This window comes from Streptomyces sp. JW3 (genome assembly GCF_052216785.1).
In the GTDB taxonomy this organism is placed as follows: Bacteria; Actinomycetota; Actinomycetes; order Streptomycetales; family Streptomycetaceae; genus Streptomyces.
Genome location: NZ_JBQOUX010000061.1, coordinates 24991 through 47966, shown reverse-complemented (window position 1 = coordinate 47966; position 22976 = coordinate 24991). Strand labels below are relative to the sequence as shown.

Annotated in this window: 19 protein-coding genes; 3 read left to right on the top strand and 16 right to left on the bottom strand. The window is 73.8% G+C overall.

What is annotated here, in order from left to right:
• Positions 1-46: 46 nt before the first annotated feature.
• The 5 genes from thpD to ACTT8P_RS23645 all read right to left on the bottom strand — a co-directional run bounded on the left by thpD (position 47) and on the right by ACTT8P_RS23645 (position 4695).
• Positions 47-958 (bottom strand): ectoine hydroxylase, encoded by a 912-nt coding sequence (gene thpD, locus ACTT8P_RS23665; protein ID WP_442833719.1) that lies wholly within the window; start codon positions 956-958, stop codon positions 47-49.
• A 6-nt stretch (positions 959-964) separates the two neighbouring features.
• Positions 965-1363, bottom strand: a complete 399-nt coding sequence (locus tag ACTT8P_RS23660; protein ID WP_442833718.1) for an ectoine synthase — start codon at positions 1361-1363, stop codon at positions 965-967.
• A 60-nt stretch (positions 1364-1423) separates the two neighbouring features.
• On the bottom strand, positions 1424-2695 hold the full coding sequence (ectB, locus tag ACTT8P_RS23655; RefSeq protein WP_442833717.1) for a diaminobutyrate--2-oxoglutarate transaminase: 1272 nt from the start codon (positions 2693-2695) through the stop codon (positions 1424-1426).
• A 67-nt stretch (positions 2696-2762) separates the two neighbouring features.
• Positions 2763-3275: a diaminobutyrate acetyltransferase gene (ectA, locus tag ACTT8P_RS23650; protein WP_442833716.1), complete on the bottom strand. Its 513-nt coding sequence runs from the start codon at positions 3273-3275 to the stop codon at positions 2763-2765.
• A 316-nt stretch (positions 3276-3591) separates the two neighbouring features.
• The gene (locus ACTT8P_RS23645) at positions 3592-4695 is read right to left on the bottom strand and encodes a pyridoxal-phosphate-dependent aminotransferase family protein (RefSeq protein ID WP_442833721.1); all 1104 of its coding nucleotides are present in this window, start codon (positions 4693-4695) and stop codon (positions 3592-3594) included.
• A gap of 149 nt (positions 4696-4844) precedes the next feature.
• Between ACTT8P_RS23645 and ACTT8P_RS23640 the strand changes: the two genes are divergently transcribed.
• Both ACTT8P_RS23640 and ACTT8P_RS23635 read left to right on the top strand, forming a co-directional pair.
• Positions 4845-5393 (top strand): hypothetical protein, encoded by a 549-nt coding sequence (locus ACTT8P_RS23640; protein WP_442833715.1) that lies wholly within the window; start codon positions 4845-4847, stop codon positions 5391-5393.
• Between the two features lie 10 nt (positions 5394-5403).
• Positions 5404-6495: an amidohydrolase family protein gene (locus tag ACTT8P_RS23635; RefSeq protein ID WP_442833714.1), complete on the top strand. Its 1092-nt coding sequence runs from the start codon at positions 5404-5406 to the stop codon at positions 6493-6495.
• A gap of 136 nt (positions 6496-6631) precedes the next feature.
• Here the strand turns inward: ACTT8P_RS23635 and cobC are convergent, their stop codons facing one another.
• The 4 genes from cobC to cobM are packed head-to-tail and all read right to left on the bottom strand — an operon-like array spanning position 6632 to position 11205.
• A complete protein-coding gene (cobC, locus tag ACTT8P_RS23630; protein ID WP_442833713.1) occupies positions 6632-7729 on the bottom strand; it encodes an Rv2231c family pyridoxal phosphate-dependent protein CobC in 1098 nt (365 codons plus the stop codon).
• On the bottom strand, positions 7719-8624 hold the full coding sequence (locus tag ACTT8P_RS23625) for a sirohydrochlorin chelatase (RefSeq protein WP_442833712.1): 906 nt from the start codon (positions 8622-8624) through the stop codon (positions 7719-7721). The genes cobC and ACTT8P_RS23625 overlap by 11 nt, the downstream gene beginning before the upstream one ends.
• 35 nt (positions 8625-8659) lie before the next feature.
• Positions 8660-10351, bottom strand: coding sequence for a precorrin-3B C(17)-methyltransferase (cobJ, locus tag ACTT8P_RS23620; RefSeq protein WP_442833711.1), 1692 nt, complete (start codon positions 10349-10351; stop codon positions 8660-8662).
• Entirely contained in the window at positions 10348-11205 is an 858-nt protein-coding gene (cobM, locus tag ACTT8P_RS23615) for a precorrin-4 C(11)-methyltransferase (protein WP_442833710.1), read from the bottom strand. Before cobM ends, cobJ begins: the two co-directional genes overlap by 4 nt.
• Positions 11206-11291: 86 nt before the next feature.
• Here cobM and ACTT8P_RS23610 point away from each other — a divergent pair, with 86 nt between their 5' ends.
• Complete coding sequence (locus ACTT8P_RS23610; RefSeq protein WP_442833709.1) at positions 11292-12017, top strand: ZIP family metal transporter; 726 nt, start codon at positions 11292-11294, stop codon at positions 12015-12017.
• A 14-nt stretch (positions 12018-12031) separates the two neighbouring features.
• Here ACTT8P_RS23610 and cobI read toward each other — a convergent pair whose 3' ends face one another.
• The 7 genes from cobI to ACTT8P_RS23575 are packed head-to-tail and all read right to left on the bottom strand — an operon-like array spanning position 12032 to position 22936.
• Positions 12032-12787: a precorrin-2 C(20)-methyltransferase gene (cobI, locus tag ACTT8P_RS23605; protein ID WP_442833708.1), complete on the bottom strand. Its 756-nt coding sequence runs from the start codon at positions 12785-12787 to the stop codon at positions 12032-12034.
• Positions 12772-14160, bottom strand: coding sequence for a cobyrinate a,c-diamide synthase (locus tag ACTT8P_RS23600; protein ID WP_442833707.1), 1389 nt, complete (start codon positions 14158-14160; stop codon positions 12772-12774). Before ACTT8P_RS23600 ends, cobI begins: the two co-directional genes overlap by 16 nt.
• Positions 14157-14756 carry a cob(I)yrinic acid a,c-diamide adenosyltransferase gene (cobO, locus tag ACTT8P_RS23595; protein WP_442833706.1) on the bottom strand — a complete coding sequence of 200 codons (600 nt, stop codon included), beginning with the start codon at positions 14754-14756 and terminating at the stop codon, positions 14157-14159. Before cobO ends, ACTT8P_RS23600 begins: the two co-directional genes overlap by 4 nt.
• Positions 14756-16768 carry a putative cobaltochelatase gene (locus ACTT8P_RS23590; protein WP_442833705.1) on the bottom strand — a complete coding sequence of 671 codons (2013 nt, stop codon included), beginning with the start codon at positions 16766-16768 and terminating at the stop codon, positions 14756-14758. Before ACTT8P_RS23590 ends, cobO begins: the two co-directional genes overlap by 1 nt.
• Positions 16765-20421: a cobaltochelatase subunit CobN gene (gene cobN / locus ACTT8P_RS23585; protein ID WP_442833704.1), complete on the bottom strand. Its 3657-nt coding sequence runs from the start codon at positions 20419-20421 to the stop codon at positions 16765-16767. Before cobN ends, ACTT8P_RS23590 begins: the two co-directional genes overlap by 4 nt.
• The gene (locus ACTT8P_RS23580; RefSeq protein ID WP_442833703.1) at positions 20418-21950 is read right to left on the bottom strand and encodes a cobyric acid synthase; all 1533 of its coding nucleotides are present in this window, start codon (positions 21948-21950) and stop codon (positions 20418-20420) included. The genes cobN and ACTT8P_RS23580 overlap by 4 nt, the downstream gene beginning before the upstream one ends.
• Positions 21947-22936, bottom strand: coding sequence for a cobalamin biosynthesis protein (locus ACTT8P_RS23575; protein ID WP_442833702.1), 990 nt, complete (start codon positions 22934-22936; stop codon positions 21947-21949). The genes ACTT8P_RS23580 and ACTT8P_RS23575 overlap by 4 nt, the downstream gene beginning before the upstream one ends.
• Between the last annotated feature and the right edge of the window lie 40 nt (positions 22937-22976).

Genomic DNA, 22976 nt, shown 5'->3' with positions numbered 1-22976 from the left:
GTCCCGTACGGAACGCGGCACCGGCCCGGAAGGCGGGGTCACCCGGTCACTTCACCGGCGTGAAGTCCCGCGCGCCGATGAACTCGGGGCGCCGTACCGGCGCCGCGAACGGCTCCACCGCCGCGTTCTCCACGCTGTTGAACACGATGAAGACGTTCGAGCGGGGGAAAGGCGTGATGTTGTCGCCCGAGCCGTGCATGCAGTTGCAGTCGAACCAGGTCGCCGAGCCGGCCCTGCCGGTGAACAGCTTGATGCCGTACTCCGAGGCCAGCCTGGTCAGGCCCGCGTCGGAGGGCGTGCCCGCGTCCTGCATCTGGAGCGACTTCTTGTAGTTGTCCTTCGGCGTCTCGCCCGCGCAGCCGAGGAACGTCTTGTGCGACCCCGGCATGATCATCAGGCCGCCGTTGGTGTCGTAGTTCTCGGTCAGCGCGATCGAGACCGACACCGTGCGCATGTTGGGCAGCCCGTCCTCGGCGTGCCAGGTCTCGAAGTCCGAGTGCCAGTAGAAGCCGCTGGCGCCGAAGCCCGGCTTGACGTTGATCCGCGACTGGTGGACGTAGACGTCCGAGCCGAGGATCTGCCGGGCCCGGCCGACCACCCGCTCGTCGCGCACCAGCGCGGCGAAGACCTCGCTGATCTTGTGCACCTCGAAGACGGACCGGATCTCCTTGGACTGCGGCTCGACGATCGAGCGTTCGTCGGCGCGGATCTCCGGGCTGGTCACCAGGCGGTCCAGCTCGTCCCGGTAGACGGCGACCTCGTCCTGACCGATGAGCTGGTCGATGGCGAAGAAGCCGTCGCGCTCGAAGGACTGGAGGTCACCCGGCCCGAACGGCCCGGGCGCGTCGGGCGCGCCCCAGACGACCGGGTCCTGCCGGGGAGTGGCCACCTCGGTGGCGCCTCGGGTCGGGTAGAGATCAGTGACAGCAGTGGCGGTGGTGTCGGTGGTCGTGGTCACGGGTTCTCACACCTCCTCGGTGAGCAGCGGGTAGGTGCCGTTCTCGTCGTGGTCCTCCCGTCCGGTCACGGGCGGGTTGAACACGCAGATGCAGTGGAAGTCCTCCTTGACCTTGAGCGTGTGCCGCTCGTGGCCGTTGAGGAGGTACATGGTGCCGGGCGTGATGTGGTACGTCTTCCCGGTCTCGCGGTCGGTCAACTCGGCGTCGCCCTTGGTGCAGACGACGGCCTCGATGTGGTTCTGGTACCACATGTCCGTCGACGTACCCGCGTACAGGATGGTCTCGTGGACGGAGAAGCCGACGCCCTCCTTGGCGAGGACGATGCGGGTGCTCTCCCACGTCCCGCCCTCGGACTTGATGTGCCGGTCGGTGCCCTTGAATTCGTCGAAGGAACGGACGATCACGGTGTGGCGATGCCTCCTACTCGGGTGCTGCTCGGGTGTTACAGGGGGCGCGGGACCGTCTCAGACGGTCTCGCGGACGGCGCGGGCGAGGGTCTTCATGCCCTCGTCCAGCTCGTCGGGGGTGAGGGTGAGCGCGGGGAGCAGCTTGACGACCTCGCTCTCCGGGCCGGACGTCTCGATCAGCAGCCCGTGCTCGAAGGCCTTCTTGGCGACCTGGCCGGCCCGGTCCTTGGCGTGGAACTCCAGGCCCCAGACCAGGCCGCGGCCCCGGTACTCCTTGATGTCGGCGAGGTTCTCCTCGGTGATGGAGATCAGGTGCTGCTCGACCTGCTCGCCGCGGGCGCGGGTCTGCTTCTCCATCGCGGAGCCGTCCGCCCAGTACGCCTCCAGGGCGGCGGTCGCGGTGACGAAGGCCGGGTTGTTGCCGCGGAAGGTGCCGTTGTGCTCGCCCGGCTCCCAGACGTCCAGCTCCGGCTTGAACAGGCACAGCGACATCGGCAGGCCGTAGCCGCTGATGGACTTCGACACGGTGACGATGTCCGGGGTGATACCCGCCTCCTCGAAGGAGAAGAACGCCCCGGTACGGCCGCAGCCCATCTGGATGTCGTCGACGATCAGCAGCATGTCCTGCCGCTCGCACAGCGCGGCCAGCGCGCGCAGCCACTCGGGCCGGGCCACGTTGATGCCGCCCTCGCCCTGCACGGTCTCCACGATCACCGCGGCCGGCTTGTTGAGGCCGGAGCCCTGGTCCTCCAGCAGCCGCTCGAACCACAGGAAGTCCTCGACCGCGCCGTCGAAGTAGTTGTCGAACGGCATCGGCGTGCCGTGCACCAGCGGGATGCCGGCGCCGGCCCGCTTGAAGGCGTTGCCGGTCACCGCGAGCGAGCCCAGCGACATGCCGTGGAAGGCGTTGGTGAAGGACACGATGGACTCGCGGCCCTTGACCTTGCGGGCCAGCTTCAGCGCGGACTCCACCGCGTTGGTGCCGGTCGGGCCGGGGAACATGACCTTGTACGGCAGGTCACGGGGGCGCAGCACCAGGTTCTGGAAGGTCTCCAGGAAGCGCCGCTTGGCGGTGGTCGACATGTCGAGACCGTGCGTGACGCCGTCCCGCTCCAGGTAGTCGATCAGCGCCCGTTTCAGCACGGGGTTGTTGTGCCCGTAGTTGAGCGACCCGGCTCCGGCGAAGAAGTCGAGGTACTCGTGGCCGTCCTCGTCGTACATGCGGCTGCCGCGCGCGCGGTCGAAGACGGTGGGCCAGCCGCGGCAGTAGCTGCGTACCTCGGACTCCAGGGTCTCGAAGACACTCAGGTCGGGCTGGGTGATGGTCACGACGAATCGCTCCTCGATGCGGTGAGGGGTGAGGTGAGGGAAGTCGAAGTCGGCGGGGGGTCCGGTGTCAGCGGGTCGCCGACAGGGGGCCGATGCGGTAGAGGACCTCGGGCTCGTGCGGTCCGTCGGGGAACAGGCCGGCGTCGAACAGCGTCTCGCGCTCCAGCGCGGCGCCGTGCCGCTCGGCGAACGAGGTGAACAGCCGTTGGGAGGGAAGGTTGTCCGGACTGATGGTCGTCTCCAGCGTGGTCAGCGCCTGCTCCGTCACGGTGCGCGCGACCAGACCGTCGAGCAGCGTCGCGGCCAGTCCGCGGCCGCGGTACGCCTCGTCCACCGCCACCTGCCAGATCAGCAGGGTGCCGGGACGGTCCGGCCGCACATAGCCGGTGACGAATCCGACCGCTTCGCCGCTCGCCGCGCGAGCGACGGCCGAGGTCGCGGCGAAGTCCCGGCACCACAGCAGATAGGCGTAGGACGAGTTCAGGTCCAGGACCTTCGAATCCTTCGCTATCCGCCACAGCGCGGCTCCGTCGGCCACTCTCGGTCGGTCGATCTCCAGGTCTGCTTGTGCGGCAGTCATGCAAATTGAACTTACCCAGCGAAATTGAAAATTGCATCGCCGGGTGGGGTTACGAATGAAGATGTCGTGTGTTATCACGCGGGCGCGAGTGACCGCACGAAAGGTCCAGGATTTGGGGCGATATGCCCGGTATTTATTACGCAAAACGGACCGCTTGTGTAACGGGTCACAATCGGGTAACCCGTCGGAAGCCTCCGTGAAATCTTAGTGTTTAGCCTTCGGGAAAGCGGGCAGAAGAATACGGGAAGCTGCCCCGAAAAGAATTCCCGAATTGATTCAGTTGATATTCTCGAAGAAACCTGGAATTCAGGTCCCGTTATGCTCGCCAGGCGTCCTCGGCGGCCCGCCGGGCGCCTTCCGGATCCGTCGGCAGACCCTTGTCCGCCAGTACGGCGCCCAGCGCCGCCAGACAGTCGCGCACCGCCCCGGGGGCCGCGTGCGGCCCGTAGTGGTTGACCCGGATCATCTCCTTGGCCAGCGCGCCCCCGCCCGCGGCCAGCGGCAGCGCCGGGTCCCGCTCCAGGGCCCGTGCCACCAGCTCCGAGGCGTCCACCCCGGCCGGCGCCCGCAGCGTCGTCGCGACCGGCGCCGCGTCCCGCGCCTCGCGCACGTACGGCGCCAGCCCGCCGCCCAGCGCGAGCGCGCCCGCGCGGGTGGCCGCCGCGGCCGCCGCGTGCCGCGCCATCACCGCGGCCGGGCCGTCCGCCTCGATCCGCTCCAGACACGCCTCCAGGGCGAGCATCTCCAACTGCGCCGGAGCGTGCGGCAGCGCCCGGCGCCCGCCGTCGATCCAGCGCTCCTTCCAGTCCAGCAGGGAGAGGTACGACCGGCGCGGCGCCCCCGGGTTAGCGGCCATCCGGGCCCAGGCCCGCTCGCTCACCGACACCGCCGACACCCCGGCCGGACCGCCCATCGCCTTCTGCGCCCCGATCACGCACAGGTCCACGCCCCAGGCGTCCGGCAGCACCGGCTCGGCGCCCACCGAGGCCACCGCGTCCAGGTAGAACAGCGCGCCGTGCTCCCGCACCACCGCGCCGATCTCCGCGACCGGGTTGGTGTTCCCGGTCGCCGCCTCGGCGTGCACCAGCGACACGAAACCGATCTCCGGGTGCTCGGCGAACGCCTCCCGCACCCGCTGGGCGTCCGCCGCCTCGTGGAAGGGCACCGCCAGGTCGTGCACGGTCGCGCCGCAGTCCCGCAGCCAGTCCCCGAAAGTCTGCCCGTACGGCCCGGTGATCACGTTCAGCGCCACGGTGTCCGGCCCGGCCGTCCCCCGGATCGCCCCCTCCAGCGGCAGCAGTGCCTCGCCCTGCGCGATCACCACGTCCCGCCGGGTACCGAGCAGCCGCGCCACCCGGTCCTCGATCGCGGCGAAACGGCCGGCGGTCAGCGGCGGCAGGTCCAGGAAGGGGTGGGTCACGGCGGCGCTCTCTTCACTCACACACGGCACTGCTCACGGGCGGACGTACGCGGGCGGTGGTGTGCGGGCGTACGGGTCGAGAGTAACCGCGGCGCGCCGCCCGACTCGCGCCGGAGTCCCTCCGTTGCGACATGGTCACGCCCGGAATCATGGCTTCCGCCACAGCGGAGGTGATCGCCGGGCTGATTGACTCGCCCGGTGTACGCCGTTCTGCTGCTGGTCCTCGTCGCGGTGGTGACGGGCGTCGCGCTGGCCCGCCGCGCCCGCGACCACCCGGGCCCGCGAGCACCCGGGCCCGCGAGCACCCGGGCCCGCGAGCACCCGGGCCCGCTGCCGTCACCCCGCCGCGCCCCGGCGCCGGGCTGCGCGCCCTCGCCCGGACCACGGGCGCGGCGGCTGCCGTCCTCTACCTCTGGGGCCTGCTGGGCCTGGGCCTCGCGGTGCTGACGGCGGACGACAGCGGCGCGGACTCGGCACCCCTTCTCCCGTGCCGCACCCCCGGACTCGAAGCCCGCTGGGAACGGGTCGTCGACTACGCGGTCTCCTTCCTCCCCCTCCGCTTCCGCTGCGTGACCACCGACGGCGCGGACTGCACCACGGACGCCGTGCCCGGTTACGTGAACCCCGGCGTCACCGCCCTCGCCCTGGCCTGCGGCGCCGGGGCGGTGGCCGCCCGCGCGGCCGGACGGCGTGATTAGGCTGCCGGACATGAGCGATGGCACGGTGCTGCACGTGAAGGGCCGGGTGCTCGTCGGACCCGAGGAGGTCCGCGACGAGCTGTGGGTGATCGACGGCCGGATCACCTACGACCGCCCGGCCACCGCCCGGGACGTCCGGACCGTCACCGGCTGGACCCTGCCCGGCCTGGTCGACGCCCACTGCCACGTGGGCCTGGACCGGCACGGGGCGATCCCGGCCCAGGCCGCCGAGAAACAGGCGCTGACCGACCGGGACGCGGGCGCGCTGCTGCTGCGGGACGCCGGCTCGCCCTCCGACACCCGCTGGGTGGACGACCGCGCCGACCTGCCGAAGATCATCCGGGCCGGCCGGCACATCGCCCGCACCCGCCGCTACATCCGGAACTACGCCTGGGAGGTCGAGCCCGCGGACCTGCCCGCCTACGTCGCCCAGGAGGCCCGGCGCGGCGACGGCTGGGTCAAGCTGGTCGGCGACTGGATCGACCGCGACCTCGGCGACCTGTCCGCCTGCTGGCCGCGCGGCGCGGTCGAGGCGGCCATCGCCGAGGCGCACCGGCTGGGCGCCCGGGTCACCGCGCACTGCTTCGCCGAGGACTCGCTGCGCGACCTGGTGGAGGCGGGCATCGACTGCGTCGAACACGCCACCGGCCTCACCGACGACCTGATCCCGCTGTTCGCCGCCCGGGGCGTCGCGATCGTCCCCACCCTCGTCAACATCGCCACCTTCCCGGACCTGGCGGCCGGCGGCGCGGCCAAGTTCCCCCGCTGGTCCGCCCACCTGCGCCGGCTGCACGCCCGCCGCTACGACACCGTCCGGGGCGCCTACGACGCCGGCCTCCCGGTCTTCGTCGGCACCGACGCGGGCGGCACGCTGCCGCACGGGCTGGTGGCGGCGGAGGTCGCGGAACTGGTCACGGCGGGCATCCCGCCGCTGCCCGCCCTGTCGGCGGCCACCTGGGCGGCCCGCGAGTGGCTCGGCCGCCCCGCCCTGGCCGAGGGCGCCCCGGCCGACCTGGTGGTGTACGAACGGGACCCCCGGGCGGACGTACGGGTGCTGGGGGCGCCGTCGCGGGTGGTGCTGAACGGGCGGGTGGTGGGTTGAATCTCCTCGGGTGGTGCTGAACGGGCGGGTGGTGGGCTGAACCCCTCCCGTGGAAGGGGCCGCGCCGGCGCGGGTGCCCTTCAGTCGCCGCCCCGCCCAGCGCCCCTCAGCCGCCGCCCGCAGCGTCCAGCGCCCCTCAGCCGCCGGTCGCCGCGTCCAGTGCCGCCAAGAACCCGTCCGTCGTCCCCCGGTCCCGCACCGCCAGCCGCAGCCACTCGTCGCCCAGCCCCGGGAACGTGTCCCCGCGCCGGACCGCGTACCCCAGTTCCCGCAGCCGCCGCCGCACCCCGGCCGCGTCCGGCAGCCGGACCAGCACGAACGGCCCCTCGGCCGGTTCCACCACCCGCAGCCCGCGCCCGGCGAACTCCTTCAGCCCGGCGACCAGCCGCTCCCGGTCGACGGCCACATGGTGGGCGGCGTGCGCGGCCTCCGCCAGCGCGGGCGGCGCCACGCACACCTCGGCCGCCGCCAGCGCGGGCGTGGACACCGGCCACAACGGCTGGGCCCGCTCCAGTTCCGCGACCGTCTCCGGCGCGGCCAGCACGTATCCGATCCGCAGCCCGGCCAGCCCCCACGTCTTGGTCAGGCTGCGCAGCACCACCAGACCGGGCACGTCCGTCCGCCCGGCCAGCGCCTCCCGCTCGCCCGGCACCGCGTCCATGAACGCCTCGTCCACCACCAGCGTCCGCCCAGGACGGGCCAGCCCGGCGAGCACGTCGGCCGGGTGGAGCACGGACGTCGGATTGGTCGGGTTGCCGATCACCACCAGGTCGGCGTCCTTGGGCACGGCGGCCGGGTCGAGCCGGAAGCCCCCTCCGGCCCGCAGCAGCACCCGGTCCACGGTGTGCCCGGCGTCCCGCAGCGCCGCCTCCGGCTCGGTGAACTGCGGATGCACCACCACCGGCCGGCGCACCTTCAGCGCCCGCGCCAGCAGCACGAACGCCTCCGCCGCACCCGCCGTCAGCAGCACCCGGTCCACCGGCAGCCCGTGCCGCGCCGCCACCGCCGCCCGCGCCGCCCGCCCGTCCGGGTAGGCGGCGAGGGAGCCGAGCGACTGAGCGAGGTGCTCGCGCAGCCAGGCCGGCGGGGTGCCCGCGCGGACGTTGACCGCGAAGTCCACCAGCGCCGAGCCGTCGTCGCGCACCTCGGCGTCCCCGTGGTGCCGCAGGTCGTGCCCCTCAGTGCCCTCAGTGCCCTCAGTGCCCTCAGTGCCCTCAGCGCCCTCAGTGGGCATGGGAGTGGACCTGCCCGTGCCCGTGGTGGTGATGGCCGTCGTCGTCGGGGTGGAAGTGCGGCTGCTGCGCCGCCCCCACCTTGTCCTCGAAGCCCGGCAGCGCGATCCGGTACACGCACGAGTCGCAGTTCATCCGCAGATCGCCGCGCACCGCCTCCTCGTACCGCTCCCACACCAGGTCGAGCAGCTCCGGCTCGGGCCCGATGACGTCCGCCGCCCGCACCTCGGTCTCCGGGTGCGCGGCGGCCCACTGCTCGGTCTGCTCCCGCACCCGGTCCGGCAGGATGCCGGTGAACAGGAAGTACGGCAGCACCACGACCCGCCGGGCACCGAGCCGCGCACACCGCTCCAGACCGCCCGGCACGTCCGGTTTCGCCAGCGACACGAACGCCGTCTCCACGCCCGCCCAGCCCCGGCCCTCCCACAGCAGCCGGGCCGCCTTGAACACCTCGGCGTTGGCGTCCGGGTCGGTCGACCCGCGCCCGACCAGCAGCACGGTCACCTCGGCCGGGTCCCAGCCCGGATCGACGGCCTCGGCGAGGCGCCGCTCAAGGACCCGCAGCAGCGCCGGATGCGGCCCCAGCGGACGGCCGTACGTATACGTCAGCCCCGGGTGCCGTTCCTTCTCGCGGGCCAGCGCCGCCGGGATGTCGCCCTTGGCGTGCCCGGCGGACACCAGCATCAGCGGCACCGCCGCGAACCGCCGCACCCCCCGCTCCACCAGCTCGGTCACCGCGTCGCCCAGCGGCGGCGGGGACAGCTCGATGAACCCGCCGGCGACCGGCAGTTCGGGGTGGCGGCGGCCCAGCTCGCGCACGAAGTCCCGGAACGCCTCGGCCCCGGCGTCGTCCCGGGTGCCGTGTCCGGCGATGAGCAGGGCGGGCGGGGTGGTCAAGGTCTCTCCTCGGGAAGAAGGGTTCGGTACGGGGGTCATCGGGCGCTCTCCTGCCAGCGGTAGCCGCGCGGCGTCACCATCCGCCCGGCGATCTCGCGGGTGGCGGTGTTGCCCACCGTGACGACCGTCATCATGTCGACGGACGCCGGGTCGAGGGCGGCCAGTGTGGTCAGCCGGGCGGACTCGTCGGCGCGGGAGGCGTTGCGCACGACGCCCACCGGGGTGGTCGGCGCGCGGTGTTCCGCCAGGATTCCCAGCGCCTTGGGCAGCTGCCAGCCGCGGCCCCGGCTGCGCGGGTTGTAGAACGTCACCACCAGGTCGGCCTCGGCGGCGGCCCGTACCCGGCGCTCGATGACCTCCCACGGCGTGTGCAGGTCGGACAGGCTGATGGAGACGTGGTCGTGGCCGAGCGGCGCGCCCAGCACCGCCCCGGCCGCCAGCGCCGCCGTCACGCCCGGCACCCCGACCACGTCGATGTCGTCGGACGCCTCCGCCAGCGCCGGCGAGGCCATCGCGTAGACCCCCGCGTCGCCGCTGCCGATCAGCGCGACGGCGTGCCCGCGCCGGGCCTCCTCCACCGCCGTACGGGCCCGCTCCTCCTCCGCGCCGAGCCCCGACTCCAGCACCCGGGTGCCGGGCCGCAGCAGGTCGCGGATCTGGTCGACGTACTGGTCCAATCCGACCAGCACCGACGCCCGGCGCAGCTCGGCCGCCGCGCGCGGGGTGAGCAGGTCCCGGGCGCCGGGTCCGAGCCCGACCACCGCGAGCCGGCCGCGTCCGGGCCGCCGTACCACCGCGCAGGTCGCCATCGCCGGCCGGCCGTCGGACCGTACCGACTTCCGCTTGGGGACGAGGAGTTCACCGCCCGCCAGCAGCGCGGCGGCCTCCGCGACCGACGGGGTGCCGACGGCGGCCAGCGGCGCGTCGGAGGGATGGGGGACCGCCACCTCGGCCAGTTCCTCGGCGGAGTACGTCACCAGCGGAACCCCGAGCCGCTCGGCGGCGGCCACGATGCCGGGCTCCTCCGCCTTGGCGGCCACGGTGGCCAGCCGGGCCACGGAGGCCGGGGACAGCCCGGCCTCCGCCAGGGCCCCCTCGACCAGCCCGACGACCTCCTCGGCGGGCGCGCCCCGGGAGGCCCCCACCCCGACCACCAGCGACGGCGGCCGCAGCACCACCTCCCGCGCGGCCCCCTCGACCAGCCGGTCCGTCACCCGGACCGTGTACTGCCCGGCCGCGCCGACCGGCAGCGGCGGCAGCGGCCAGGCCACCTCGGCCCGCAGCGCCACCGGCGCCCCGTCCAGCAACGCCCGGGTCACCCCGGCCACATCGCCCTCGACGGGCAGCCCGAGGGTGTCGAGTCCCGGCACCCCCACCGCGTCCGTCGCGGTGGTCACCACCGGCTCGGCGCCCAGCACCTCGGCCACCTCCCGGGCCAGGTCATTGGCCCCGCCGCGGTGCCCGCCGACCAGCGACACGGCGAACCGCCCCGCCTCGTCGACGCAGACGACCCCCGGATCGGTCCGCTTGTCGCCCAGCAGCGGGGCGATCAGCCGCACCACGGCCCCCGTCGCCAGGAAGCACACGACCTGCTCGCACTCGGCGAACGCGGCCCGCACGGCGTCCGCGACCGGACCCCCGTACCCCCGCGTCCGCTGCGGCCACGCGGCGGCCAGCCGGGCACCGGCCGCCGCACCCGCCGCCGTCGCGGAGACGATGCCGATCACTGGGTCACTCCTTCATTGCGGTCGTCGGCCCGGCGGGCGGCGCGCAGCGCCCGGCGGGCCTCCGGGTCGGCCTTGCGGAACCCGTGGAAGTGCCCCGGGTGGTACAGGTGCGAGCGGGTGCCGCGCGCGTCCAGCGCCGCACCGACCAGGAACAGCGTGTGCTTCCACAGCTTGTGCTCCTTGACCGTCTCCTCCAGCGTGCCGACCGTGCACCGCACGACCAGCTCCTCCGGCCACGTCACCTGGTACGCCACCACCACCGGGGTGTCCGTCGGATAGCCGCCCTCCAGCAGCTCCCGCACCAGCTGACCGCTGCGGGCCGCCGACAGGAACACCGCCATCGTCGTGCCGTGCCTGGCGAACTCCCGGACCTCCTCGCCGGGCGGCATCGGCGTCTTCCCGCCGCCCAGCCGGGTCAGGATCACCGACTGCGCGACCTCGGGAATCGTCAGCTCCCGCTGCGCGAGCGCGGCGACGGCCGAGAAGGAGGAGACCCCGGGCACGATCTCCGTCGCGATGCCGAGCTCCGCGCACCGGTCGAGCTGCTCCTGCGTGCCGCCCCACAGCGCCGGGTCACCGGAGTGCACCCGGGCCACGGCCAGCCCCTCCCGGCGGGCCCGCGCGTAGACGGCGACGACGTCCTCCAGCGACATCGCCGCCGAGTCGAGCACCTCCGCGTCCGCGCGCGCGTGCTCCAGCACCTCCGCCTGCACCAGGCTCGCCGCCCAGATCACGACATCGGCCTCGGCGATGGCCCGCGCGGCCCGGAAGGTCAGCAGATCGGCGGCACCGGGACCGGCGCCGACGAAGGTCACCTTGCCGGCGGGCACGTCGCCCTCGGGTTCGGGTGGCATGGGGTGGGGTCCTCTCCTGCTCATACTTACTGCGGTTGCCGCTGTCGGACGCGCGCGCAGGCGGCCCGATCGGATAGCAAGGGCACATGGCGGTTCTCGTCGCGCTCGGCGCGTTCCTGATGACGCTGGCCGGCGGCTGGACGGCACAGCGCGTGACCGACCGCCGCCACCTGGTGCTGGGCCTGGCCGGCGGCCTGATGCTCGGCGTGGTCGGCCTCGATCTGCTCCCGGAGGCGCTGGAGGCGGCCGGCACCGAGGTGTTCGGCGTGCCGGCCGCCCTGCTGCTGTTCGTCGCCGGCTTCCTCCTCGCCCACCTGGTGGAACGCCTGCTGGCCGCCCGCCGCGCCGCACACGGCGCCGACGAACACGCGCGGGCCCCGGAGGTGGGCCTGACGGCCGCCGCCGCGATGGTCGGGCACAGCGCGATGGACGGCGTGGCGATCGGCGCGGCCTTCCAGGTCGGCGGCGGCATGGGCGCGGCGGTCGCGATGGCGGTGATCGCCCACGACTTCGCCGACGGCTTCAACACCTACACACTCACCAGCCTGTACGGCAACGCCCGCCGCCGGGCCGTCGCCATGCTGGTCGCCGACGCCTGCGCGCCCGTCCTGGGCGCGGCCTCGACCCTGTTCTTCACCATCCCCGAACAGGCCCTCGGCGGCTATCTCGGCCTCTTCGGCGGCGTCCTGCTTTACCTCGCCGCCGCCGAGATCCTCCCCGAAGCCCACCACGACCACCCGGCCCGCTCCACCCTGCTGTGCACGGTGGCCGGCGCGGGGTTCATCTGGCTGGTGGTCGGCATCGCCGAATGAGCCGCTCACCGCGCTCACAGCTTGCCGCCCCGTCCGCCGTCCCGCCGCGCGGGCGCGATCAGCGTCGACAGATACGGCAGCGGACCGCCGTCGAGATCGGCGGCCGGCCGGATCGACTCCCGCTCGAGGCCGAGCGCCGATCCCCACACGGCGTCGGCCAGCCGCCCGGTCTCCCGCAACGCCTCGGCCACCTCGGCCGCCTGCCGCCCGAACTTGTACGCCACCACCGTCCCCGGCCCGTTCAGCGCGTCCTTCAGCGCGGCGGCCCCGGCGGTGACGGGCACGAGCGTCAGCGGCTCGGTGCCCTCCGTCAGCACCGCGCCCGAGCGGGCCGCCAGATCCTGCATGGCGGTGATCCCCGGCACCGTCTCCACCACCGTCCCCGGCACCAGAGCGGCGACGGTCTGCGCGAGATACGTGAACGTCGAGTACACGTTGGGATCCCCGATGGTGGCGAAGGCGACGCTCCCGTGGGCGTGCAGCAACCCGGCCACCCGCTCACCGGCGGCGTCCCAGGCGGCCTCCCGCCGCGCCCGGTCACTGCGCTCGTTCAGCGCGAAGACGACCCGGACGATCTTCTCGGCGGCCACGTAGTGCAGCACGGTCGCCTCGGCCCGTCCCCTTTCCCCCGTGTCCATGACCGGTACGACGACGACCTCGGCGGCCCGCAGCGCGTTGACCCCCTTGACGGTCACCAGCTCCGGATCTCCGGGGCCCACCCCGACTCCGACCAGCTGGCTGCCCTGATGGCTGCTCATGACGTCCGGCACCTCTCCACGAACCGACGGGCCACACCGGGCTCGGACGCCCAGTGCGTGTGCAGATAACTCGCGTGCACGCCCTGCTGCACGAAACCTTCCAGGCGCCGTTCGGGCGCCCGCATCCCCCACGCCGCCGCCGCACCGGCCCCCGGTTCGACGACCGTCCGGTGGAACTCGTGCCCGCGCAGCCGCGTCCCGGCGGCGGCCAGCGCGCTGTCGGAGACGGCCACCGCGTCCCGGTAGCCGAGCGTCAGCCGCTCGCCCATCCGCGCGGTCGCGTCCAGCACCCCGCACATCGGCATCCCGTCCAGCTCCCGGCACAGATACAGCAGCCCGGCGCACTCGGCGGCCACGGGAGCTCCGCGCACCGCGAGCTCCGCGACCGACTTGCGCAGCGTCTCGTTGGCGGACAGCTCGGCGGCGTACACCTCGGGAAACCCGCCACCGATCACCAACCCCGCCGTGTCCTCGGGCAACTCCTCGTCCCGCAACGGATCGAAGGGGACGACTTCGGCACCGGCGGCGGCGAGCAGCTCGGTGTGCTCGGCGTAGGAGAAGGTGAACGCGGACCCACCGGCGACGGCGACGCGCGGCTTGGGCAACTTGTCAGCAGGCCGAGTCGGGCGGTAGGTGGGCACAGGTCCGGGGGTCCAGGGGGCGGAGCCCCCTGGCAGCGGCCCAGCGGACCGAGCGAGCGCCATGAGGGCGTCGAGATCACACCCGCCCGCCACCAACCCCGCCATCGCGGCAACGGCATCGACAGCCTGACCGCCCCGCTCGGCAACCGGCACCAGCCCGAGATGCCGAGACGGCACCTCGACCGGCGCGGCCCGCCGCACCACCCCCAGCACCGGCACCCCGGCCGCGTCCAGCGCCTCCCGCAGCAACGCCTCATGCCGGTCCGACCCGACCTTGTTGAGGATCACGCCCCCGACCCGGACCCCCGGATCCCACGACACGAACCCGTGCACCAGCGCCGCCACCGACCGCGACTGCGAGGACGCGTCCACCACCAGCACGACCGGCGCCCCCAGCAGCTTGGCGACCTGCGCGGTGGACGCCAGTTCACCTTCCCCGGCGGCCCCGTCGTACAGCCCCATCACACCCTCGACCACGGCGATGTCACACCCCGAGGCCCCGTGCAGGAACAGCGGAGCGACCAGCTCCGCCCCGCACAGATACGCGTCGAGGTTGCGCCCCGGACGCCCCGTGGCCAGCGCGTGGTACCCGGGATCGATGTAGTCCGGCCCCACCTTGTGCGGCGACACGGCGAGCCCCCGCCCGGCGAACGCGGCCATCAGCCCGGTGGCGACGGTGGTCTTCCCGCTCCCCGACGAGGGCGCGGCGACGACCAGCCGAGGCACGGACGAAGGGGAGGTCACCACTCGATGCCCCTCTGCCCCTTCTGCCCGGCGTCCATCGGATGCTTGACCTTGGACATGTCGGTCACGAGATCGGCGAAGTCCACCAGCTTCTCGGGCGCGTTCCGCCCGGTGATCACGACATGCTGGGTCCCCGGCCGGTCCCGCAGCACGGAGACCACCTCGTCGGTGTCCACCCACCCCCAGTGCATCGGATAGGCGAACTCGTCCAGCACGTACAGCCGGTAGCGCTCGGCCGCGAGATCCCGCTTGACCTGCTCCCAGCCCTCCCGGGCCTTCTCCTCGTTGTCCATCTGCGCGTCGCGCTGCACCCAGGACCAGCCCTCACCCATCTTGTGCCAGTCCACGGACCCGCCCTCGCCACTGGCGCCCAGCACCCGCAGCGCGTTCTCCTCGCCGACCTTCCACTTCGCCGACTTGACGAACTGGAACACCCCGATCGGCCACCCCTGGTTCCAGGCCCGCAGCGCCAGCCCGAACGCGGCCGTCGACTTCCCCTTGCCGACCCCGGTGTGCACGACCACCAACGGCCGGTTACGCCGCTGACGGGTCGTCAGTCCGTCGTCCGGCACGACACTCGGCTGCCCCTGCGGCATCAGGCCGCCCTCCTCTGTACGTCCTTCACCAGGCCGGCGATGGAATCCGCCCGCAGTTCGTCCAGCGTCACGGCGGTACCGCCCAGCTCGCCCGCGAGCTGCCCGGCGAGCCCCAGCCGCACCGGCCCGGTCTCGCAGTCCACGACCACCGAGGCGACCCCGTCGGCCGCGAACAGCCGCGCCGCCCGCCCGGCCAGCGCCACCGGCTCCGGACCCCCGGTGGCCCGTCCGTCCGTCACCACCACGACCAGCGCCCGCCGCGCCGGGTCCCGCAGCCGCTCCACCCGCAGCACCTCGTGCGCCCGCAGCAGCCCGGCGGACAGGGGCGTACGGCCACCCGTGGGCAGCGACTCCAGGCGGACCGCCGCCGCGTCCACCGACGAGGTCGGCGGCAGCGCCACCTCGGCCGCCGACCCCCGGAAGGTCACCAGCCCCACCTTGTCCCGCCGCTGATAGGCGTCGAGCAGCAGCGACAGCACCGCCCCCTTCACGGCACTCATCCGCTGCCGCGCCGCCATCGACCCGGAGGCGTCCACCACGAACAGCACGAGGTTGCCCTCCCGCCCCTCCCGCGTCGCCTGCCGCAGATCGTCCCGCCGGACCACCAGTCCCGGCCCCGACCGCCCCCGCGCCCGCTGATGCGGCGCCGCCGCCTGCACGGTCGCGGCCAGATGCAGCTTGGTCAGCGCGCCCCGGGGCCGCCGGGCCCCGGTGGTCCGCCCGTGCTCGGTCCGCGCCCGCGACCGCCGCCCGGCACTGCCCTCACCCAAGCCCGGCACGCTCAGCACCTTGGTACGGAACGGCTCCGCGGCCCGTGCGGGCTGCTGCTCACCGGCGCCACCGGACGACGGCTGCGGTTCGCCGCCCTCACCCGCCTCGGGCTGAGCCGAGGGACCACCGTCATCGGGAGCCGGCTGCCCACCGCCCCCGCCGGGCCCGTCAGGATCCGGATCGTCGCCCCCCTGGTCGCCCCCCTGGTCGCCCCCCTGATTGTCCTGCCCGCCGAACTCCTCCAGCGTCTCGTCGAGCTTGTCCTCGTCGAGCCCCGGCGCGTCGAACGGATTGCGCCGCCGCCGGTGCGGCAGGGCCAGCAGCGCGGCCTGCCGCACGTCCTCCGCCAGCACCTCCGTCCGCCCGGCCCACGCCGCCAGCGCGGTAGCGGTCCGCGCCATCACGATGTCGGCCCGCATCCCGTCCACCTCGAACGCGGCACAGGTCGCCGCGATCTGCCGCAGCGCCCCGTCCCCGAGCCGCACCGACGGCAGCAGTGCGCGCGCCGCGACGATCCGGGCCCGTACGGCGGTCTCCTCGTCGGCCCAGCGCGCCGCGAAACCGGCGGGATCGTCGTCGTAGGCGAGCCGCCGCCGCACGACCTCCACCCGCTGGTCGGGTTCGCGCGAGGCGGCCACCTCGACGGTCAGCCCGAACCGGTCGAGGAGCTGCGGCCGCAGCTCGCCCTCCTCGGGGTTCATGGTCCCCACCAGCAGGAAGCGGGCGGCGTGCCGTACGGACACACCCTCGCGCTCGACATACGAGGCGCCCATCGCCGCCGCGTCCAGCAGCAGGTCGACGAGATGGTCGTGCAGAAGGTTGACCTCGTCGACGTACAGAATTCCGCGATGCGCGGCGGCCAGCAGCCCCGGCTCGAACGCCTTCACACCCTCGGCGAGCGCCCGCTCGATGTCGAGGGCCCCGACCAGCCGGTCCTCGGAGGCCCCGACCGGCAGCTCCACCATCCGGGCCGGCCGCGCCTCGCCACCCCCCGGCTCGTGCGGCCCGTCCGGGCAGCCGGGGTCGGGGGAGCCGGGGTCACAGGAGAAACGGCACCCGGAGACCACATCCACCGCGGGCAACAACGCCGACAACGCGCGCACGGCCGTGCTCTTCGCGGTGCCCTTCTCACCGCGCACCAGCACTCCGCCGACCGCCGGGGAAACGGCGTTCAGCAGCAGCGCGAGCCGCAGGTCGTCCTGGCCGACGACGGCCGTGAACGGGAACGGGGTCGTGGTCACTGGTCGTCACCCTCCAAGTCGCCCTCAAGCTCCAGATATGTGGCACGCAGCCGCTCCAGCGTCTCCGCGTCCGGCTCCGCCCACAGCCCCCGGTCCGCCGCCTCCAGCAGCCGTTCCGTGATGCCGCGCAGCGCCCAGGGGTTGGACTTCTTCATGAACTCCCGGTTCTCCGGGTCGAAGACGTACTCGGCCGACAACTTCTCGTACATCCAGTCGTCCACGACCCCGGCCGTCGCGTCGTACCCGAACAGGTAGTCCACGGTCGCCGCCATCTCGAAGGCGCCCTTGTAGCCGTGCCGCCGCATGGCCGCCATCCAGCGCGGGTTCACCACCCGGGCCCGGAACACCCGGTGCGTCTCCTCGCCCAGCGTCCTGGTCTTCACCTGGTCGGGAGTCGCCGAGTCCCCGACGTACGCCTGCGGACTCGCCCCCGTCAGATGCCGCACCATCGCGACCATCCCGCCGTGGTACTGGAAGTAGTCGTCCGCGTCGACCAAGTCGTGTTCCCTGGTGTCGACGTTCTTCGCCGCCACCGCGATCCGCCGGAACGCCGTCTCCATGTCCCCCCGGGCCGCCCGCCCGTCCAGCCCCCGCCCGTAGGCGTAGCCGCCCCACACCGCGTACACCTCGGCCAGGTCCGCGTCGGAGCGCCAGTTGCGGGCGTCGATCAGCGGCAGCAGCCCCGCCCCGTACGCCCCCGGCTTGGAGCCGAAGATCCGGGCCGTGGCGCGCCGCCGGTCACCGTGCGCGGCGGCGTCCTCCTCCACGTGCGCCCGTACGTAGTTGGACTCGGCCGGCTCGGCCAGCTCCGCCACCGCCCGTACCGCGTCGTCGATCAGCCCCACCACGTGCGGGAAGGCGTCCCGGAAGAAGCCCGAGATCCGCACCGTGACGTCGATGCGCGGCCGGCCCAGCTCGGCCACCGGCACTACCTCGAAGCCGGTCACCCGCCGCGAGGCGTCGTCCCACACCGGGCGGCAGCCCAGCAGCGCCAGGATCTCGGCGATGTCGTCGCCCTGGGTGCGCATCGCGGACGTGCCCCACACCGTCAGGCCGACCGACTTCGGGTACTCCCCGGTGTCGGCCAGATACCGCTGGATCAGTGAGTCCGCCAGCGACTGCCCCACCTCCCAGCTGAGCCGGGACGGGATCGCCTTGGGGTCGACGGAGTAGAAGTTCCGGCCGGTGGGGAGCACGTTGACCAGCCCGCGCGTGGGTGAACCCGACGGCCCGGCCGGCACGTAACCGCCGTCCAGCGCCCGCAGGATGTGCCCGATCTCGTCCGTGGTCCGGGCCAGCCGCGGCACCACCTCCACGCAGGCGAACTCCAGCACGGCGACCGCCTCGGGCAGCTCGCCGCCCAGTACCTCCCGCACCAGAGCGGGGACGGCCGCCGCCGCCCAGTCCCGCGCCTCCATGCCCTCCGCGAACCGCCGGCACAACTGCTCCAGCAGGTCGATCGCGTCGGCGCCGGTCCGGGCCGGGCCGGCCACCAGCTCGGTCAGTTCCACCGGCACCTTCACCGGCGCGCCCGGCTCGGCCAGCAGGTCCTTCTCCACCAGTCCGAAGTGCGCGGCCAGCGCCGCCCGCAGACCGGGCAGCGCGTTGGCCTGCCCGCCCCACACCTGCGAGGCGCGCAGCACGGCCAGCACCAGGTTGACGCGGGGCTCGCCCTGCGGACCGCCGCCCAGGATGTGCAGCCCGTCGCGGATCTGCACGTCCTTGATCTCGCACAGATAGCCGTCGATGTGCATGACGAACTCGTCGAACGCGTCGTCGTCCGGCTGGTCGTCCACGTGCAGGTCGTGGTGCAGTTCCGCCGCCTTCACCAGCGTCCAGATCTGCGCCCGCACGGCCGGTGCCTTGGTCGGATCAAGGTCCGACACCAGCGCGTACTCGTCCAGCAGCTGTTCCAGCTTGGCCAGGTCGCCGTAGGTGTCGGCGCGGGCCATCGGCGGCACGAGGTGGTCGACGACCGTGGCGTGGCCGCGCCGCTTGGCCTGGGTGCCCTCGCCCGGGTCGTTGACGATGAACGGGTAGATGAGGGGGAGGTCGCCGAGCACCGCGTCCGGCGCGCAGCCCGCGCTCAGCCCGAGGCCCTTGCCCGGCAGCCACTCCAGCGTGCCGTGCTTGCCCATGTGCACCACCGCGTCGGCGCCGAAGCTGTTGTCCAGCCAGCGGTAGGCGGCCAGGTAGTGGTGCGACGGCGGCATGTCCGGGTCGTGGTAGATCGCGATCGGGTTCTCCCCGAAGCCGCGCGGCGGCTGGATCATCACGACCACGTTCCCGAACTGGAGGGACGCCAGCACGATGTCGTCGCCGTCCACGTAGAGCGAGCCGGGCGGCTCGCCCCACGCCTCCACCATGCCGTCCCGCAGCGCCGGGTCGAGCGTCTCGAACCAGGCCCGGTAGTCCGCCAGCGGCACCCGCGCGGGCGCCGCCGCCAACTGGTCCTCCGTCAGCCACTCCACGTCGTGCCCGCCGGCCTCGATCAGCCGGTGGATCAGCTCGTCGCCGCCGGACGGGTAGCCGGAGACCGCGTACCCCGCGTCCCGCAGCGCGTCCAGCACCCGGACCGCCGACGCGGGCGTGTCCAGCCCCACCGCGTTGCCCACCCGCGAGTGCTTGGTCGGGTACGCCGTGAAGACCAGCGCGATCTTCTTCTCGGCGTTGGCCTTGTGCCCCAGCGCCGCGTGCCGCACCGCGATGCCGGCGACCCGCCCGGCCCGCTCGGGGTCGGCGACGTAGACCGGGACCTCGTCCGGGCCCTGCTCCTTGAAGGAGAACGGCACGGTGACCAGCCGGCCGTCGAACTCCGGGATCGCGACCTGCATCGCCGCGTCCATCGGGGAGAGCGCGGCGTCGGACGCCTCCCAGGCCGCCTTGGACGACGTGAGGCAGAGCCCTTGCAGCACCGGGATGTTCAGGTCGGCCAGCGCGCCGATGTCCCACGCCTCCTCGTCGCCACCCGCCGACGCCTGCGAGGCGTGCGTGCCGCCGGCCGCGAGCACGGTGGCGACCAGGGCGTCGGCCCGGCCGAGGATCTCGTACAGCCCGGCGTCCGCGCCGCGCAGCGAACCGCAGTACACGGGCAGGGCGTTGGCGCCCTTCGCCTCGATCGCGTCGCACAGCGTGTCGACGAAGCCGGTGTTGCCGCTCAGTTCATGGGCGCGGTAGAAGAGCACCCCCACGGTCGGGCGGCCCTGCGCACACGGCCGTTCGCCGTGCACGCCGTACTCCGGCATCTTGTGCGGCTCCTCGAAGCCCTCGCCGGTCAGCAGCACGGTGTCGGAGAGGAACCGGGCGAGCTGGGCGAGGTTGTCCGGCCCGCCCTCGACCAGGTAGCGCAGCGCCTGCGCCACCACACCGGCCGGCACCGACGACTCGGCCATCAGCTCCGCGTCCGGCACCGACTCCCCGCCGAGCAGCACGGTCGGCACCCCGGACGCCTTCAGCGCGGCCAGCCCGTCCTCCCAGGCCCGCTTCCCACCGAGCAGCCGTACGACGACGAGGTCGGCGCCCGCCAGCAGCGCGGGCAGTTCCGCCTGGACGTCGACCCGGTTCGGGTTGCCGATCCGGTAGGTGGCGCCGGACGCGGCCCGGGCCGCCAGCAGATCCGTGTCGGCGGTCGACAACAACAAGACAGTGCTCATGCGGGCGCTCCCGGTGGAATGAAAGGCAGTCCTTGTGGCGCGCCGGACTCGATGAGCCGCCACAGCGCGTCCGTGTCCGCGTGCTGTTCGATCAGGTCGCCGAGCCGGTCGAGCTGCTCCTCGCGCAGCGCGGCGAAGCTCGTGTCCGGCGCGGGCACGAAGCGGCGGCCCGCGGCGGCGGCCACCTCGCGCAGGAACGCCCGCCGGAACCCGTCCGACTCCAGCGAACCGTGCCAGTGCGTGCCCCAGGTCTGGCCGACCCGGCAGCCGTCGAGGCTGTGTCCTTGGTCATCGGAGATGAACGGGTCACCGCCCTCTATGGACGCGACCCCGTGATGGATTTCGTACCCCTCGACCCGCTCCCCGAGGGCCTCGCCCACCGGCCGGGTGAGGGTCTTCGCGCGGGCGAACCGCACCCGCACCGGCAGCACGCCGAGCCCGGCCACGTGCCCGGCGCGCGACTCGACGTCGTCCTCGATGTGCTCCCCGAGGAGCTGGAAGCCGCCGCAGATGCCGAGCACGGGGCGGCCCTCGGCGGCCCGGCGGGCCAGCGCGTCCGCGAGCCCCCGTTCCCGCAGCCACGCAAGGGCCCGGACCGTCCCCCGCGTCCCCGGCACCACGGCCAGGTCCGCGTCGGCCAGTTCCTCCGGCCGGTCCACGAACCGCACCACGACCCCGGGTTCGGCGGCGAGCGCGTCCACGTCCGTGAAGTTGGACATCAGCGGGACCGCGCAGACGGCGACCCGCAGCACGTCCGCGCCGACCGGGGCGGCGACCCGGGACTCCCGGACGGCACCGCGCAGCGACACCGCCATCCCGTCCTCCTCGTCGATGCCGAGCCCGTGCCGGTACGGCAGCACTCCGTACGTCTGCCGCCCGGTGAGCCCGTGCAGCATGTCGAGGCCCGGTTCCAGCAGCGACACATCGCCCCGGAACTTGTTCACCAGGAACCCCGCGACCAACGCCTGGTCTTCGGGCGCGAGCAGCGCGACGGTGCCGAAGAAGGAGGCGAAGACACCGCCCCGGTCGATGTCCCCGACGACGAGGACGGGCAGCCCGGCGCCGCGCGCGATCCCCATGTTCACGATGTCGGTCCGGCGCAGGTTGATCTCCGCCGGGCTGCCCGCCCCCTCACAGATCACCGCGTCATACGTGCCCCGCAGTTCGGCCAGGCACTCCAGCACGGTGCCGAGCAACTGCCGCTGCCGTCCGCCGTGGTAGCCGCGGGCGCTCAGCTCGCCGACCGGCTTGCCGAGCAGCACGACCTGGCTGCTCTGCTCGCCGCCGGGCTTGAGCAGCACGGGGTTCATCAGCGCGGTCGGCTCCACCCGGCACGCCTGCGCCTGCATGGCCTGCGCCCGCCCGATCTCCGCGCCCTCCCGGGTCACGAACGAGTTGAGCGACATGTTCTGCGCCTTGAACGGCGCCACCTTCACGCCCTGCCGCACCAGCCACCGGCAGATCCCGGCGGTCACGACGCTCTTGCCGGCGTCGGAGGTGGTACCGGCGACGAGCAGACCGCCGTTCACGCGGCACGTCCTTTCAACAGCAGCCGTGCCGCTGCGATTCGTGTCCCTGCGATCCGTGCGCCCGCGATCCGTGCCCCCGCGCACACGCCGAGCGCGAGCCAGCTCACGCGCCGGGACAGCCGTACCGCCCGGTCGATGTCAGCGGCGCGCACAGCCCGGCCGTGCGCCCCGTTGAGGACGGGCCGGTGCTCGACCCGGCCGCCGTACGCCAGCGTCCCGCCCAGCCGCACCCCGAGGGCGCCCGCGAACGACGCCTCCACCGGCCCGGCGTTGGGGCTCGGATGCCGGCCGGCGTCGGCCCGCCAGGCCCGTACGGCACCCCGGGGATCGCCGCCGGCCACGGCGGCCAGTACGGCGGTCAGCCGGGCGCCCGGCCAGCCGGCCACGTCGTCCAGCCGGGCCGAGGCCCAGCCGTAGCGCCGGTGGCGCGGCGACTTGTGGCCGACCATGGCGTCGAGGGTGTTGACGGCCCGGAAGCCGAGCAGTCCCGGCACCCCGGCCACGGCCCCCCACACCAGCGCGCCCACCACCGCGTCGGAGGTGTTCTCGGCGACGGACTCCACCACCGCCCGGGCGATCCCGTCGGCGTCCAGTGCCTGCGGGTCCCGCCCGCACAGGTGCGGCAGCCGCTCCCGGGCGCCCTCGACGTCCCCGGCGGCCAGCGCGTGTCCGATCGCGGACGCCTCCCGGGCCAGCGAGGTGCCGCCGACCACGGCCCAGGTCGCGGCGGCGGTCAGCGTGAGGGCGGCGGTGGGGGAGGGGCGTACGGCGCGGGCGGCCACGGCGCCCAGGGCGACCGCGCCACCGGCGCACACGGCGGTGTGCAGGGCGCCCACGCCCCGGTGGTCCCGCCACAGCAGTTGTTCGACGGCACCGGCCGCGCGGCCGAACACGGCGACCGGATGCCCGCGGCGGGGATCGCCGAGGAGCAGGTCACCGAGGAGGCCGGCGGTGGCGCCGTACGCGAAGACGCGTCCGGCACGCACGGGGCGTCAGCCGGTCACACGATCGGAGACGGAGGAACCG